The sequence below is a fragment of the Bradyrhizobium sp. ORS 375 genome, assembly GCF_000239775.1.
Classification (GTDB): domain Bacteria; phylum Pseudomonadota; class Alphaproteobacteria; order Rhizobiales; family Xanthobacteraceae; genus Bradyrhizobium.
The window spans coordinates 1-16297 of sequence record NZ_CAFI01000390.1; the positions used below are offsets into that span (position 1 = coordinate 1).

9 protein-coding genes and 1 pseudogene are annotated in these 16297 nt (G+C 62.9%); 5 read left to right on the top strand and 5 right to left on the bottom strand.

What is annotated here, in order from left to right; genetic code table 11:
- The 5 genes from BRAO375_RS26455 to BRAO375_RS26475 form a co-directional block, all read left to right on the top strand.
- A partial coding sequence (locus BRAO375_RS26455; RefSeq protein WP_210161277.1) for a C25 family cysteine peptidase occupies positions 1-1777 on the top strand: 1777 nt, incomplete at its 5' end.
- A 108-nt stretch (positions 1778-1885) separates the two neighbouring features.
- Positions 1886-3571 carry a phospholipase D-like domain-containing protein gene (locus BRAO375_RS26460; RefSeq protein WP_009030507.1) on the top strand — a complete coding sequence of 562 codons (1686 nt, stop codon included), beginning with the start codon at positions 1886-1888 and terminating at the stop codon, positions 3569-3571.
- Between the two features lie 90 nt (positions 3572-3661).
- Positions 3662-5740, top strand: coding sequence for a CHAT domain-containing protein (locus tag BRAO375_RS26465; protein ID WP_009030508.1), 2079 nt, complete (start codon positions 3662-3664; stop codon positions 5738-5740).
- Positions 5737-10626 (top strand): ATP-binding protein, encoded by a 4890-nt coding sequence (locus tag BRAO375_RS26470; RefSeq protein ID WP_009030509.1) that lies wholly within the window; start codon positions 5737-5739, stop codon positions 10624-10626. Before BRAO375_RS26465 ends, BRAO375_RS26470 begins: the two co-directional genes overlap by 4 nt.
- Positions 10627-10670: 44 nt before the next feature.
- Complete coding sequence (locus BRAO375_RS26475; protein WP_244423304.1) at positions 10671-12005, top strand: hypothetical protein; 1335 nt, start codon at positions 10671-10673, stop codon at positions 12003-12005.
- Between the two features lie 58 nt (positions 12006-12063).
- Here the strand turns inward: BRAO375_RS26475 and BRAO375_RS26480 are convergent, their stop codons facing one another.
- From BRAO375_RS26480 to BRAO375_RS39060, 5 genes and pseudogenes are all read right to left on the bottom strand, one after another.
- On the bottom strand, positions 12064-13527 hold the full coding sequence (locus tag BRAO375_RS26480; RefSeq protein WP_244423306.1) for a hypothetical protein: 1464 nt from the start codon (positions 13525-13527) through the stop codon (positions 12064-12066).
- Entirely contained in the window at positions 13524-14744 is a 1221-nt protein-coding gene (locus tag BRAO375_RS26485; RefSeq protein WP_244423308.1) for a hypothetical protein, read from the bottom strand. The genes BRAO375_RS26480 and BRAO375_RS26485 overlap by 4 nt, the downstream gene beginning before the upstream one ends.
- A 795-nt stretch (positions 14745-15539) precedes the next feature.
- Positions 15540-15686 carry a hypothetical protein gene (locus BRAO375_RS38210; RefSeq protein WP_175345368.1) on the bottom strand — a complete coding sequence of 49 codons (147 nt, stop codon included), beginning with the start codon at positions 15684-15686 and terminating at the stop codon, positions 15540-15542.
- A 52-nt stretch (positions 15687-15738) separates the two neighbouring features.
- The gene (locus tag BRAO375_RS26490) at positions 15739-15936 is read right to left on the bottom strand and encodes a hypothetical protein (protein WP_035642355.1); all 198 of its coding nucleotides are present in this window, start codon (positions 15934-15936) and stop codon (positions 15739-15741) included.
- 216 nt (positions 15937-16152) lie between these two features.
- Positions 16153-16297 (bottom strand): annotated as a pseudogene (locus tag BRAO375_RS39060) (IS110 family transposase); the annotation flags it as partial.

A 16297-nucleotide genomic window follows, 5' to 3' on the forward strand; every position in this document is an offset into this window, starting at 1 on the left:
CGCCCGGTGGTTCTATGCCCGGGTGCTCGGGTTGGACCGTCCAGACGGCGGCGGCAGCCTCATTGGCCAGGCGCCCCCTGCCACGATCGGCGAGGCCCTGAGGAAGGCCCGCGCGATGGCCTTCGCCCGCAAGCAGGAGTCGCCGAGTTGGGGAGCGTACCAGCATTACGGCCGCGCCAGCGACAAGCTGATTGCGATCTCGAATGCGCCCTCACCCGACGATACGTCCGCACAGACGGCGCCCCCCGCCGGGCTCGTCATTCTCAAGAGCGTCCCATCGTCTTCAGCACCTGCTTTTTCTGGAGCTGCAAACATGACCGTCCAGGATCAGCCCGCCGCCAAAACCGCCGATCCCAACCTGATCTATGTCAACGGCATCGACTTCGAGACTGGCACCTACGCCTTTGCGCCGCGTTCGATCGACGACATGGCCAAGCAGGTTCTCGTGCATCCCGGCATCGATACCTTCAGCAGGATGCGCGATGACCATGCGCGCTCATTTGCGCTGCCGTTCGACATGAGTCCCGACAAGCTGGAAGAGTCGGGCTGGGGAATCATCTTTCACGAGAAGACGCCGCAGCCGGTGCGCGACGCGTTGGAGCCGCTGATTGCGCTTCGCCGGACCCAGGCCGGCGGCCTGTTCAAGATGCTCGACTATAAGAAGGGCGAGCAGACGCGCGACTGGTACATCCGCCACGCGACATCCCCGGCCAATATCGACCCTGCGATCGTGCCTTATTATCTGCTCCTGGTCGGGCCACCCGACCTGATTCCGTTCGAATTCCAATATCTGCTCGGCATCGACTATGCGGTCGGCCGGCTGGCGTTCGACACGCCCGCCGAATACGAGAGATACGCCCGCTCGATGGTTGCCTACGAGGGCGCGGCGTCGGTTCCCAATGGCAAGGAGATCAGCTATTGGGGCACGCGACATCTCGGCGACCCCGCCACCGAGATGAGTGCCTCCCAGTTGGTCGAGCCGCTCGCCAACGGCATGGCCGGCGCGACTGGTGCGCTCAAACAGGCCGTTCACGAGAAGCTAGGCTATGGCCGCAAGCTGCGGCTCGGCGATGATGCGACAAAGGCAAGTCTGCTCGAAGCGCTGCATGGCCCGAAGCCGCCTGCGATGCTGTTCACGGCATCGCATGGCATGGCGGTTCGGTCGGGCCGCCCCGACCAGACCAGCACCCAGGGCGCACTGCTTTGTCAGGACTGGCCAGGGTTCGGCAGTGTGAAGGCAGACCATTTCCTGGCAGCGAGCGACATCGCGAATGATGCCAATGTGAACGGCGTGGTGGCGCTACTGTTTGCCTGCTTCGGCGCCGGCACGCCCGATGCCGATCAATTCCTGATGGACCTGTCGCAGGCCGGCAAGTCGCCGCCACTCGCGCCGCAACCCTTTGTAGCCGCCCTGCCGCGGCGCCTGCTCGCACATCCCAACGGAAGCGCGCTGGCTGTGATTGGGCATATCGATCGCGCCTGGGGCTATTCGATCCAGTCGCCCAAGGTATCGGATCCACAGATCTCGCCCTTCCGTAACAGCATCGGGACGATCCTGACCGGTGGACGCGTCGGACATGCGACCTGTAGCCAATTCGGCTCGCGGTACTCGACACTATCGGTCCTGCTACTGAACGCGACGTCGCCGACGGCGGCAAACGCCTCGCGCCTCAGCGACCGCGATCTCGTGGCACGATGGCTCGAGCGCAACGACGCGCAGAACTACGTCGTGTTGGGCGATCCGGCCGTCCGGATCCGCAACGATCTGCTGAGCTGACCGTCAAGCGTCGGTCACGCCAACGGTGCAATATCGACTTCGATCGTCTGACCGAGCTTTTCAAGATCCGACTTCTCAAGATCCGGCGTTCAAGATCAGGAGCAGACCATGGACCAGCCCGCCATCCCGACGCTCTCGGAAGACGTGAAGGTTTCATTCGAACCGATCATGAGGGCGATCGTCCCCGCGCGTCAGCACTTGGGCGCAACCAAGGACGTCGTGGCGACCCGGCCGGGCTACAACTACACGGCGGCCGGGGCGCCCGTGCCGGCCATCGTTGTCTCGGTCACGCCCGGCACCGCGCCGGTGCAGGCCGACGTGCTGGCGGCCAAGTTTGCAGTGCCGTTCACGGTGATCGACGCCACCGTCGAGGAGCAGTTGGCCGCCGACGACAAGCAGCCGGTTGCGTTCAGCACACCGGGCGGATCGATGGCGTCGGCGTTCGAGAAGATGCTTGGAGGCGACGAGCCGCTGGCCTTCCTGCCACCGAAGACAGGAGCCTATGAGGAGCCGAACCCGCCGAACCTGCCGCTCGTGAAGGAAAAGATGGCGCTGACGATCTGCGTCAGCCCCGAGGCCGGCTGGAGCGAATTGGAGACGTTCATCGGCGAAACGACGTCCACGCTGACGGTCGCGATGTACCAGTTCACCGCGCCACACATTTTCGAGGCGATCGAGGCTGCGGTCACCCCTGCCGGGCGCAAGTTCGAACTTATTCTTCATCCGGTGCCGGAAAAGCCTGCGAAAAGCGGCGTGAAGGCCAAAGATCTCGACGAGGAGAACGATGTGATTCCGCCCCTCGAGGAGAAGATGAAGAAGCGCTTCGAGCAGACCTGGGCCACGCTGGTGTCGAAGCAAAATCCGGACGGGCTTTTCGCGTCCGCCTATCATATCAAAGTCGCCGTGCGTGACAGCACCGCCTTCTGGCTTTCGAGCGGCAACTGGCAATCGTCGAACCAGCCCGACGTGCATCCGTTCGTCGCTCATCCTGACGAGCTACCTCCACAATTCCAGCGAAAATACAATCGCGACTACCACGCCATCATCGAGAACGAGACGCTGGCACAGATCTTCGAATTCTATATCAAACGGGACTTCGAGCTGTCGGCGGCGCAGGCCGGCCAGGCCGTGAGCTTCTCGGCACCCGACCTGTTCGTACCGGAAGAGCAAGAAGAAGCGCCTGTAGAATTTGCCGCGCCGCCGAAGCTGTTCAAGCCGCTGCGGCTGGACCGCGAGGTCAGCGTGCAGCCGCTCCTGACGCCCGACAATTATGCGGAAAACGTTATCAAGCTGATCAAATCAGCGAAGGAGAGTGTCTGGTTCCAGAACCAGTATATCAACTTCCGCGGCACGGCAGACGACTTTCCGGAGTTCAAGCTTCTCATCGGGGCGCTCAAGGACAAGATCGACAAGGGTCTCGACGTCCGCATCATCTGCCGTGACATGATGAAGCAGGAGAGCCTCGACGTGCTGGTCGCCCTCGGCTTCCCAAAGGATGTGTTCCGCTTCCAGCCGGCCTGCCACAACAAGACGATCATCATCGATGGCAAGACGGTCGTGTTCGGCAGCCACAACTGGTCGAACGAAGGCGTCAAAACCAACCGGGACGCCAGCCTGATCTTTGCTGATCCAGAGATCGCAGCCTATCTCGCCCAGGTCTATGATTACGACTGGAACGTTCTGGCGACCGCGCACCCGACACGCGCGCGTCCCCGCGTCGCGAAGGACAATGAGGCGACGCCGGAGGGCTTCTCCCGGGTCGCGTTCTCGTCGGTCTTCGAGGACGGCGAATAGAGGCTGTGATACGCAACTCTGAGAGGTGCGGCAGCGCTCGTGCCGTTCACGGCGGAATCGTCGCCACGGAAAGAGGAGTCCAGATTTCCAATGGTCTTCGTAACGATCCGGATCAAACCGCAAGCCGAAGCGAAGGACAGCGATTTCGACGTCCAACTGATCGAGGAGGATGGTCGACAGACGTCCGGGATGCTCAGGCGTCTCGACCTGACCTCGGGACACTGGACCGCCAACCTTGATGAGATCGCAACGCCGCCGGCCACCGATATCGTAACCCAGGTGTCGGGCGTAACTCCGGACCGGCGCAGTCATTCCGACTTCGAGGGCATCGCCAATACGCTGTATGACTGGCTCTTGCCGGCGGGCGCGGTGCGCCAGCGGTGGGCAGCATTGGGCAATCCTATGCTGTATGTCGAGACCCCGGTCGAGGCGTTGGATCGCTTGCCTTGGGAGATGGCGTGTCCCGCGAGGCCGCCTCGCATCAGACCTGCGTTGGTCCGGGGTCTTTTCAGACTGACCCCGCACGAGAACGGCGCGCTGCCTCCGGCGGTCAGCCGGCCCTCGAGCTGGCCGTTCCGCATCCTGATCGTGATCGGCTGCAGGGCGGACGAGGAAGTCACGCTCGGCATCGGCCGAGAGATCGATGCCATCGAAAGGATATTCCACCCGTTCGGACGGACCATCGACGTTCACTGCATGCGGCGTCCGACACGTGTCGAAATGCTGGGCTGGATCAGACGCTTCCAACCGCATGTCTTCCACTTCGCCGGACACGCCAGGAAGGTCGCAGGAGCCAGCCAGTACGGCCTGCGCGTCGAGAGCGAGGGCGGCGGCTGGAGCTGGACGAGCGATGCCATCGACAATGATTTGCCAAAAGCGAACTGGACTCCCAGCTTCGTCTTCCTCAACGCGTGTCGCAGCTCGACCGAGCACAGCGGCTGGAGCACGCACCGAAGCTTCTTGACCGCCGGCGCCAGGGCGGTGCTCGGCATGCAGGCGGACGTGAATGGTGATCTCGCCGGAAGTTTTGCCTCCGCCCTGTATAAAGAGTTGGCATCGGGGGCGGATTTGGAAGACGCCGTCAACAGCGCACGCGCAGCAATTCCCGGTGCTCCACAGGACATTGCTTGGGCTCTGCCGGCAATGACGACACGCGAACGGAACAGCAAGCTGTTTGCACCGCAGACGCTACCATCGGACGAGACTTACGAGAAATGCGCCGAGTTCGAGGAGGCCCGGCTGTTCGCCAACTGCCGCGAGTCGCGGCGGATATTCACGCATTGGGCCTATCCCTGCACGGCGGCGGAGAAGCCGCAAAACGTCCTGCTCGTGCTGGGCGAGCCGAAGTGTGGCAAGTCCCACTTGCTCAAGTGGAGCATGGAGAATTGGGCCATCGGCGGTGCGCGGGTGCGCTATCTCAAGATAGATAATGGCGCGCCCAAATCGTTCCTCTCCATACTCAGGCAGATTCGCGACGGCGACGCCGACAAGGGCGACATCAGGACCCATTATTTGCACGCCGGACTTCCCGCGCCTGCCTTCAAGCGGTTCAACTGGCACTTGAACCATTTGGTTCGGACCGGTGCCCTCGGCGAATGGGTCGAGGCGGAGCATGCCGAAACCGAGATACCTGACGAACACCTGACGTGGACCGCACGAAGCGACAAGCGACCGGAGGAGGAAATCGCCCCTTTCTTCCTGGAGGCCCTGCGAAGGGTGGCGGCGGACCGACCGCTCGTGTTGGTATTCGATCAGATCGAAGGAGCGCAAGGAGAGCGGCTGATGCCGGTCGACGAATTCGAGCAGCTCATCCGACACGTGTTCATGCCGATCGCCGAAATGCCGTCCAGCCTGATCAAGGTTGCAATCGTGGCGACACATACACAGGCCACGACGTTCAAGCTGGCACCGTTGCCACCGAGATATGCCGATCGTGTGGCCGAATACAGAGTGCAGGTCAACGTCACGGACGGCGAGCTCGCAGAGCTCGCCGCCGAGATGCTGTGGTTTCAGGATGCAACAACGGTGACGCAGATCGCTCGGAACGTATTCCAACTTCGCAACGATCAGAACCCGCCGCCCAGGGGACTGGCGCGGCTCGCCAGCGTAGGGAAGATGTTTGAGGTTATCGATTCGAGTTATCTGAGCGCTGTGGGACGAATGCGATGAACGCGGCGAAGCTCGACGATCTGCTGCGTACGCTGAGCGGGCTTTCGGCAGATGCGTCGCTAAGCGAGGCGTTGCGGGCGATGCGGCCGGCGCAACCGGCGGGTACAGTCGAAACAACCAGGCAATGCGCGCTCGTTCGCTGGTTCGATCAACCGCTCTACAATTCGCTCTGCAGAGACGTCGAAGACGCTCCTTCGTTCGACGCGTTCATCGCTCATCCCGATGTACGCCAGCTTCGGCCTGATCGCTGGTCGATCGAGGATGGTGAGCGGACGCGGCTGCTCGCGGAGTGGCAGGCCGAACCGCGCGGCTGGAGACGGCGCAATACGAACATCGGTCATCATTTTGCTGCGAGGGAGGGAGCGGAGGCGCAGCTCGCCGCAGTGTATCATCTTGCCGCGTCGACGAGACCAGAACATGTCATACCGCTGTTTCGGAAATGGTTCGCCCGTGCCGACGACGCTTTCGACATGACGCAATGCAACGCCTTGCTCGAGATGCTCCGGCTTCAGGAAAGGTGGCGCGGCGAGCGTGTCTCACGGGAATGGCGGGAGTTGCGGTCTTACAATGCCGCGCGTCTCCTGTTCGCCGGCGACTATTACAAGACCGGCTCCTACTTCGAGCGGCCAGAATTGCTCGAAAGCTTCAAGTCGGTCTTCGATCGAAAGCTGGGCGGGGACGTGTGGATCTTTCACCTCCATGCCACCGGCGGAACAGGCAAGACCATGTTCCTGCGATGGCTGACCGCCCGCCACCTCGTTCTGGAGCGAATTCCCTGCGCAAAGGTCGATTTCGATGATTTCAAGCTGGAAGAGGTTCAGACCCATCCAACGCGCCTCTTCAGACGCATCATCGCACAACTGGTGCAGCAGCCCGGTGGTGATGCCCTCACACCGCTTCTCGAACGACTGGAACGCGAAGAGCGGATTCCGGGCTGGAACCCCGACGTGACTAAGGAGATCCAACGTCAGCTCAGAGGGGCCAGTATCGGCCGTCCCGTCGTCGTCATGCTGGATACGCTCGAAGGGGCCACCTTGTCGGACGCCAAATGGCTTGAGGCGTGCATCGGCGCGCTGCGCGCCGTTCACGAGAGTTTCCCGAGCCTGACGCTGGTGCTTTCCGGCCGTTACGATATCGCCGAACGAAGCGAGGCGCTGCGCGGCGAAGAGTTTCTTGGTTATGATTTGCCCCGCTTTAGTCGGGAGGAGGCTGAGATATATCTTCGCGAGAAACGCCGCGTTCGGGACTCTTCCGTGCGGGATGCGATCGTCGAACGAGCGGAAGAGAAGGACGACGGGCCAGGCACTACTCTGACGGCGGCCGATCATCTGAGCGGGCGCAATCCATTCAAGCTGGCAATGTTCGCGGAGCTTGCGCTCAACCGCAACCTCTCAGCCGACGAGATCCGGCGTTTGCCTCGCGTCGATATCGCCTATCTCATCGAACGCATCATTCGCCGAATTGATTCACAGCCGATCCGCTGGATCGTCCGTTACGGTGTCATCGCGCGTCACCTGACGCTGGATTTCGCGGAATCCGTGCTGCTGCCACCGCTTCTCCGGGCCCTGCGTGGCCAGCCCTCCGATGACCCGGCCAAGGGCCTCGAAGGCTTCGAGGACCCGCTCGACGGCAAGATCGATGTCTGGACGGCAGATCTCGAAGCGCTCAAGACGCTGGAGCAGGACGGCCTGACGGGTCTATGGGATCAACTTGCCGGCTACGCGCGGGAAAAGGGATGGTTGACGACCGTCCAGGTGGAAGGTCAATCCGAGCTGCACTTTCATCCCGAGGTGATCAACCCGACACGCATGCTATTGCGCGAGCAGCCGGTGTTCGCCGAATTACAGACTCGTGCCGCAGCGTTCTTCGAACAGAAGGCACGCGCGGAGCCTCAGGCAAACGCCGCCGTGCGTTATTTCAAGGATGCGCTCTTCCACCGCTTTCAGACCGATGGCGTCAAAGCAAAGCCGTGTTGGATCGGATATCTGCGGGAGGTCATTGACAGGTTCGGCCCCGCGGTTGCCGTTCCCGTTGCCGCCGAGATTCTCGGTCGCGAATATGCCGAGGGCGAACGCACCCCTCACCCGGGTATCTCCTCGGCGGAACTCCTAGTTTCCGCGCACTGCGAGACTGCCGAACTGTTGATGCAGGCAGCCGGATTGAAGTTCGCGGAGCCTGCCAACCGCAACAGGTTCAACCACCATGTCGAGATCGCCAGAGAGATCGTCGGCCTGCAGCCGGACCTCGAGGGCATCATTCCGGTCTATCTCGATCAGGTGTACGAAGCCTGGCAATCGAATTCGGCCGAGAAGGCGGCGGCGTTCCTGCAGGCTGCGATCCCGGAGGCGAAAGATAGCCGCCATCGATTCGTACTGGAATTCCAGCTTGCCGGCCTCCTGTTGCGGTATCCGACTCCCAGCACGCCGACCCACTTTCGCGAAGCGTTGCGACTGCTGCCGGAGGCAGGACTGGTCGGCGTCACTGCGACCGATCTCTTTCTCGCGCTGGCTTCGTACTACATGTTCCTCGGCGCTCACGCCGCCGTCATCGAAGCGATGAGCTCGGCGGCGCGGAGCGCTGGAGACCCACGCGCCCGCGCTCTCGTCCTCGATCATGAGGCGTGGTATGCGATCGGCGTTGGCGACATATCGACCGCCAGGAAGCGCTTGGCCGAGATGCGCAAGCTGCCCGCCGCCATGCTGCCCTTCCCGACCTCGCCGCAGGTTCTCGACGAGCGGCTTGCCCTCATGGAGCGCGAGCCGTTCCGGGCCTTGCGCGCCTCCGAGCAAGGTCTGGCCACCGTCTCCACGCCGAACGAGCGCGCCCGCCTCCTCGACCAGCGAGCCGAGGCGCGGGCCCTGCTTCTGGAATTCCGTGCCGCGTCCGACGATTGGGACTCTGCCGCAACGAACTACGATCTCGCGATCATCCCATCGGGACCGGCGCGGTGTGCGCTGCTGTCCGCAACCATGACGGCCCGCGAGATGCAGGATTATCGGCGTGCCGAAATGCAGATCACGTCGGCACTCTCGCTGCGGGGGAGCACGGACGTCGAGATCCGAACCGAATTGCAGCTGCTATTCGCCTTTGTGCTGTGCCGAACCGGCCGGCAAGATCAGGCGCGTCAAATCCTGTCGGAGCTGATCGAACGTCCGGGCATTCCGCCACACATTCACGCGCGGGTATTGATCTTCGCCTTGTCCTTCCAATTGCGGGAGGCCTCAGCGGAGTTTCTGGAGGACGTGCGTGAAACGATAGCCCAGATCCAGCCAATCAGCCGCACCGCTGAAGCTTTGGAGTGGATCAAGGAGGCCCACGGAACGCTGAATGTCCCGCAGGATTTTGTGAACCGCCTGATCGGACAGTTCGCGCGACCCGGCTCCGGATTGACCAGCCGCATTGAATTGATGATCCGCCGCGCCGACCTTTATCGCGTCTTCGGCAGGCTCGACGACGCGTCGAAGGAGCTCGACCGCGCCAGCACCGGATGGCTCAAGGAAGTCACCACCGATTTCAAGGATGCGAGCGAAGGGCAGGTCTTGACGGCTTGGTATTTGAACCATGCCCGCAAGAGGCTTGGCCAGACCGAGACCCGCTTCAGAGCCCTGCTTGAGCGCGCGCGATCGACGGAGCTCGCGAAGACTTACCTGTTTCATGCCTTCTTGTACGAGGCGGCCGACGAAGCTGTTCGCGCGGGCGACGCCGCTGCCGCCAGGACCATGCTCGGTGCCTCTTCGCCGCCACCTGAGCTTCCCAACATCTGGCAGGCCCGCCGCGCAGACCTCCTGGCTGAGCTTGCGACACCGGACGATGGTCCGCTCCTCCAGCGCGAGGCTGCGGAGCTGTATCAAATGCTTGGACACCCCGTGCGGGATCGATCGGCTTGGCCGTCTTCGCACGAGACGGAGCGCCTTCACGGCCATCGGACGGCGCGGGCGACCGAAGATCCGGCGGAGCCAATCACGATCTCTCTGCTGGACTTGCCGTCACCTCTCAGTCACGCTGTCGGATCACACGAGCTTGTCATTGATTTATTGTGCGCCGACTGGTCGAAGTTTGCGAACGAGCTCCGCGGCGTCCTGCACAACAAGAGGGCGGAGGGCGCGCCGATCACGCTGACGCGAGACATCGCTGCATTGCCATGGGAGCTCGGGGGAGCTGGGACGCGATGCCGACAAATGCTGGGCCTGCAACATCCTCCCCACGCGGCCGCCGATCGTCGACGTCCTGGTTCGATTCAAATGCTGGTGCCGGCCGGGAGCGAAGATGACGTGCGGATCGAGAGCGCGAGCGGCTTCGGTCTCGCCGACGTGTACCTGAGCAGGGGCACTGCGCCGCTCGAGACCGAAGTGAGCGATGTTGAATTGTTGTTCAAGGCAATCAACTGGAGACAATCGCCGGAGCTCCTGCACGTGGTTGCGGCCGTGCGAGAGGGATCCGCCGGAGTCTATCTCGACTTCGCAAGCACGAGCCACCGTGCGCAATCATTTGGAATCGAACCGAGCTACGGTCGAGCCGACCTGATCACCGCGCAGTTTCTGAGCAAGATGCTCGGAAGCCTGCCGCACCCCCCTTTCATTGTGCTCGACGTCACTCATCCGCATAATGACGTCGAAGCCGCCCGGATGCTGCTGCTGCGAAATCTCTTTGCAGCCGAACTGTTTGAATTGGCTGACACGCGGGGCGTTCTGGCCTGCGGACTGGCGCGACCTGACGAAAAGCTGGAGCTGTCGATGACCATCGTCGACGCGTTGTTGTCTGACTGCGTGCGCGCGCCGATCACTCGCCTGCGCGCCGAGCCGCCGGGCGATCTCGGTCACGTTCTGCCACGCCACGCGGCGGCGCTTTGGACCAATGATGCAAACGACCGGCTGTACTTGGCATGAGTGCCGGGCTGAACCAGCGGCGACGTGCGGAGATCGAGGCCAAGATGAAGAGCCTCGACAAGGAATTCGAGCACTGGAAGCGGCTCACCGACGACGAGGGACTCGGGCTGCGCCGTCACTATTCTCAGGTGCGACGGCTGGAGACCGTTCTGAACGAGCTGACTGCATCGGTCCGCAAGGATCTCGGCGACCTGCCTCCTCAGAGCGCCGTGCTCGACCGGGCGGTCTCACTGGAAAACCGCATTCTGGCGGCTCATTCGATCTGGGAGGTCTTCCGCACCAAGCTCGTGCTGCGAGAGGACGGAATGTTCCGCGGCGTGCTCGCCGCATGCGATGACCTGGCGTGGGAATGCTACGGCCCCGCCGTGCAGCGGTTCGATCGCGGCCGCAAGGGTCCGCCGCTGGTGTACTTCTCGGCGACCTGGAGTCCCTTCATGGTGCCGCGCGACTCGAGTTTTCAAAACGAAGTTCGCGCCGGACCGGGTGCGGCGGGCGCGTTGCGCGATGATGCGTTTCTCGAGGTGCTGAAGCGCCTTCCGATCCCGTTGATCGGCGTGCCCTGGTATCACACGGTTCATCTGCCCGGCGCGCTCGTCATCGCCCACGAAGTCGGCCACGTCGTCGAGTTCGATTTCGCTCTGACCCCTGACATCGCGACCGCCTTGTCCAATGCGGGGCTCGACCATATGGAGCTCTGGATCGGTTGGGCGTCGGAGGCTTTCGCCGACCTGTATGGCTGCCTGTGCATGGGGCCGTCGTTTGTCGGCGCGATGATGGATCTGCTGACGACATCGGTCGCGTCCGTGCAGCAGGAAACGCGCAGCAGCGGCAAATACCCTGCACGCGCGTTGCGGATCGAGCTGATGCTAAATGCCCTCACGCAAACCGGCCATTCGAGCGATGCCGTGCGCCTGCGCAAGACGTGGGAAGATGTCTATGGGACGAACGCCACGGTGGCAGATTTCGCGGGCGATGTCGCCAAGGTGGTCCGCGCGATCTACAAGGGCCCCTACCGGAACCTGGCGCTGACCGACATCATCAGCTACACGGCTGATCCCTATGCCGACCGACTGATCGGAGAAGCCGCGGCGCTCGGTTCGACGACAGACCTCGTCCATCATGTCGATCCACGCAGGCTGTTCGCGGGCGCTCAGTGGCTGCACGAAAACCCGCAAGCCGATCAGGATCCGAAAGCCTATGACCTGATCGTCGAACAGCTCGGCAAGAGGCATGCTCAACGATACCGGAGCGACCGTGGCGAGCCGGTTGAAGAACGAGCTGTGATCGATACGGACGTCGCGACGCGCTCAGATGCCGACCGCCGGAGCGGCCGCGATCTGGTGGATTTTCTTGCGACCGTTCCCCAGGCTCCGCCGTGAGGGTGCACGTCGCCCGCATGGCCGAGGCCGCCGGCGACGCCAGATGCCGTCCCACACGTCACGCCGGCGGCATGTCCTCCACACGCAGCCGCACGGCCGGATCGCCGAGCACGACGAAATTTCGGGCATCGTCGCGCGACACCCAGAGATTCCCAAGCCTGCGCAAGGGGACGTCGATGCCTTTCGCCGCATCGGCCTGCATATCGCTGAGCTCGGTTGCGATTGCGGCCCAGCGCAGGTTGAACATGTCGGTGGCCTGACCGATGCGCTGGCCGCTCAATAGCCGGCCGATGACGTCACGGAAACCCTGGATTTGGGAGCCGCCGCGCTGGCCCTGGAACGAATAGGCCCAGGCCCGCTCGACATGGGCCAGCACGGCGAGCGCGCCGCCATTGGGATGCGCTAGCAGACGCTGCGGCAGGCGCGCCAGGAACGGCTTGTCCGCGATCCGCTTCGGCGCCTTGTTGAGCCGGTCGAAATCATCGAACGCGGTGCAGCCGCCGCCGTGGCAGGCAAACAGGAAATGCATCATCCCGTGAAATCTGGCGTTGTCCGGAACGTCAGCGCCCGCCAGCCAGTCGTCCGCCTTCATGGGCGCGGAGCGAACCCAGTCCTGGCACACGATGGCGCCTTGAGCGGAGGCCTGGCGTGCGTCACCGAGGGAGAACTGCATGCCATGTGATCCGCTGACCAGCAGGGCGGGCGTTGGCTGCGCCTGGCCGCGCAGCAGCTCAATGAACGCGGCCTTGGTCGCCTGCTCGCCGAGCAGCGTCTGGAGGCCGAATTTCTGCCGCTTCCAGACAGTGGAGTTACCATTTTCCCCCTCGGCCAGCGGCTTCGCCACCTGGCGCATGAACAATTGAGTGGCGTCGTCAAAGTCATGTTCGGTCGCGAAAATGGTGCCACGACGCGATGTCGGGACGCTCGCCGACGTCTCGTAGCTGATGACGCTCTCGGCATAACGGCGAAACTCGTCCGCGGTCTCGAACCACAGGCGTCCTGCGGCCCAATAGATGTCGAGCGAATACTGAAACTCGAACGGCAGCTCATCGGGGGGGCCGACCAGCAGGAGATAGAACGGCACCCCTTTTTCCGGGTCGACCACATCCATCTTCACGCCGCGCCGCCTGAGCCAGTCATTCGCGGTGTCGCCGGAACGGTAGCCGTCGGGACCGTCGAAGATCTTGAACGGCCTCGCTTGTGCCTTGCGATGCTCGATCAGGGGCGCCAGGGCATCCTTGATCGCCTGGCTCACATTGGGGCCGTAGATGACGCCCCAGCCGGCTTGCGCCAGGTCGCTCGGGTCGACGCCGCCTTCGGTCGCAAAGGAGATGTTAGCAGAGTCGACACGGCTCGACAGCGCCAGCGATTCAGGCGTCGGCTCGGCTGTTCGCCCCAGCAGATCGCGGATGGCCTCGTCCGTCAATCCGTTCAGCGGCAAGCCCGTATCGGCGCTGATGCCGAACGGGATGGGTGCGTCGTCGTCAGCCTGATCCATGACCGACCTCTCGATCCGGCTCAACTGCCCGATGCCAAAGCCGCAGCCCAGATCAGGTGCGCAACCTCTGGCCCGGCGATGTCGCTGTGCGCCCCGCTCACGCCATCCCCATGCGCGATGAATTGCGAGCCGTCGACGTTGTAGATCCTGCCGGGTTCGAACTTGTACTCGCCGGACGCCGCCAGCATTTTCAACTCGCTGCGCGAGCCGTTCGGAATGCCTTGCAGACCGAAGGCACCGATCGCGCCAAACTTTGGAAATGCCTCGGCGAAATCTACCGAGCCCTTGATGCGCGACGCCAGCGGGTAGAGCACGCCCACGGCCGAATCGTGCTTCGATTGCGTGGTGACTATCGGCCCGCGCACCTTGTGGTCCGCCAGGATCCGGCTGAAATAGCCCTGCCCCGCGTCGTCAAAGGGAATCGCTCCTGCGTAACACCACAGCGACACCGCACCCTGCACCAGCGCCACCGAATCGACCGGCCGCGACAGCGTGCCACGGGCATCGGGGCCGCCGAGCATCCCCGAGACCACGATGGTGCCGAAGCTGTGGCCCATCAGATGGATCTTGGTGTTGTTGCTGGCCGTGGCGGTCTGCAGGGTCTTCAGGAACGCGTGCATGCCGCCTTCACCGATCGTGCGCGCCCGCTTCTTCATGGTCCAATAGGAGAGCTGACGCAGCGGCCCCAGCAAGCCGCCAAGATTGGTGATTCCACCGCCGAATGAAGCCGGCTGCTCATTGCCGGCCTCGAACGAACTGTCCGGATCGAAGCCTTGGCGGTCGGCATCCGGCGGCGCATCCACGCCCTCGCTCTTCAGGCCGAGCGCATCGTTCAGATCGAGATAGGCCTTCCTGACGTGGTCTGGTAGCTCATCGGGAGCCGAGTTGCGCCGCGCTTCGTCGATGATGATCTCGAGAGGCGCGCGGATCTCCGGGCGGTCGCCCAGCCGGTCGAGATAGGTCTGCAGCAACGCCCCGGCGCCCAGCACGGGGACGTCGCCGCCAGCAAAAGAGGCCGCACCGACCTCCTCATCGCCGAACGGCAGGCTTGGCCAATGCAGACCGATGTAAAGCGGGCGGAAGTTCGGAAAGCTGGACGGCGCTTTTGCGCTGTCCGCTGACTCGACGAACGCCTTGATCCAAAGAGCATACTGCTCCTTGGCGGCAGGCACGTCGCCCTTCCAGCCATGACAGAAGAAGAAGACGTTGGTGACGTTGTCTGCGTGCGCCTTGTCGATCAACCGCTGGCTCATGAGGCCGCCCGGTTCGGAGACCTCCTTGCCGTCAGCATCAAAGCTGATCAATCCATATTGGAGATTGGTGCCGGAGATCGTTTCGAAACCCATGGGTCCCCCCAGCCTGGCAGGCCATTCTAGAGAAATGATACCATAATCCAAAGTTGCAACAACGATATGTTGGCAACCTCACACGAACGCGGACATTTTCGACGCTTCGCCTGGATCTTCGTCTTGGAGACCCGAACCATCGCAGTGCTGGGTTCTGTGGCAACGATGCCCCCCAGCCGGGACACGGCGGATGGTCCGCTTGCTTACCACTCCCTGCCCCGGCCAGGCTGTTCCGGCTGCGGCTCCCGCTGACCAGCGAGATCTGTCCGGCTTACTGCTGCGCGTGGTCCGCCGCGGTGCTTCCATCGAGGCCTCGTCGATCGGCGGAGTCGGCATCTATCCCTGCACAAAGGGCCGCGATGATGACGCCCGTCGCCTGCTGAAGAACGCCCCTCGAGAATTCGACGATGATGGATGTTCCAATTCGAACACTCCACCGTGGCATTCCATCATCCGCCCTCTCCGAAAAATTCTGGTATCAGGCACCCGGCTTCTGGCCGGAGCGACAAAGATCGAAGGTCGGTGCGACCTCACCGCAGGCCGAAGGCGGCAGCGGCGACACCGCCTGACGCGCGATCCCAGGTATCGGGGCAATAAGACGGGCCTCCCCCCAAGCCCGGGCGAAGTGCGTCAGCGCAGACTCTAAGGCACGACGGTAACCACAGAACTTCATTTGCCGGCGCAGACAGATCAGCGAATGCTGCGCTTGGCGCCGAACGAGCCGAGTCTTTCGCCGGAGTTCGCTACAGAACGATTAGTGCCGAAATGATCTTTGATTTTGCTGGCAAAAATCTCAATAGCGGCACGCCCACGACCGACCGGCACGGTTGAACGCAAGCCATGTCAATGGCTTGCCGTTCAACCGGCGAGCCGCTTTTATCTTGCCGCTTTAATCGGCCGGGTGTTCTGCCTCTCTGCCACGATCGTCTTCGTCGCTTTCGCCATCGGTGCTTTCCATCTTCATCGTCAAAACACGTCTGCAGCGCAGCCTGATCTGCAGCTCGTTGACAGCGAGGAGCCCCAGGTGCGCCGTGCAGCTTTCCGCGCTCGGCGGCGGCGTGGCGCGGCTGCACGATGGCAGCAGCATAGCCGTCGCGGCGCAATTTTCCATCGGTCTGACGGAGCCACGTCACAGGCAATTTTGCGCGATCGCACCGTCCCTTCGGACATCGCCTCGCAGGCAAGATAGCGTGCGTTCCGTCGTCTTGGATCTGCACCGGTCCTCATCCGCTGACAGCGGAGCTCCATCACTTCGCGCGTCGTCCGCGACGCCTGTTCGTTGCTGCCGGGCTGTTGCTATAGTTCATGCCAGCTCGCCCAGCAACCTGCGATCCTTGCGCTTGGCATGCGCGGCAGCGTCGGCGGTGCTGACCGCCTGATCGCCGCAATACGCCGTGCCGTCGCACCACATCGCGTGCATGATCACGGCGAGTTTGCTCGCCTCCGCC

Excerpts from the sequence above, each read along its gene's own strand:
- BRAO375_RS26465 (WP_009030508.1), top strand. The coding sequence starts at position 3,662 with ATGGTCTTCGTAACGATCCGGATCAAACCGCAAGCCGAAGCGAAGGAC.
- BRAO375_RS26490 (WP_035642355.1), bottom strand. The coding sequence starts at position 15,936 with ATGCTGCTGCCATCGTGCAGCCGCGCCACGCCGCCGCCGAGCGCGGAA.
- BRAO375_RS26460 (WP_009030507.1), top strand. The coding sequence starts at position 1,886 with ATGGACCAGCCCGCCATCCCGACGCTCTCGGAAGACGTGAAGGTTTCA.
- BRAO375_RS26475 (WP_244423304.1), top strand. The coding sequence starts at position 10,671 with ATGAAGAGCCTCGACAAGGAATTCGAGCACTGGAAGCGGCTCACCGAC.
- BRAO375_RS26470 (WP_009030509.1), top strand. The coding sequence starts at position 5,737 with ATGAACGCGGCGAAGCTCGACGATCTGCTGCGTACGCTGAGCGGGCTT.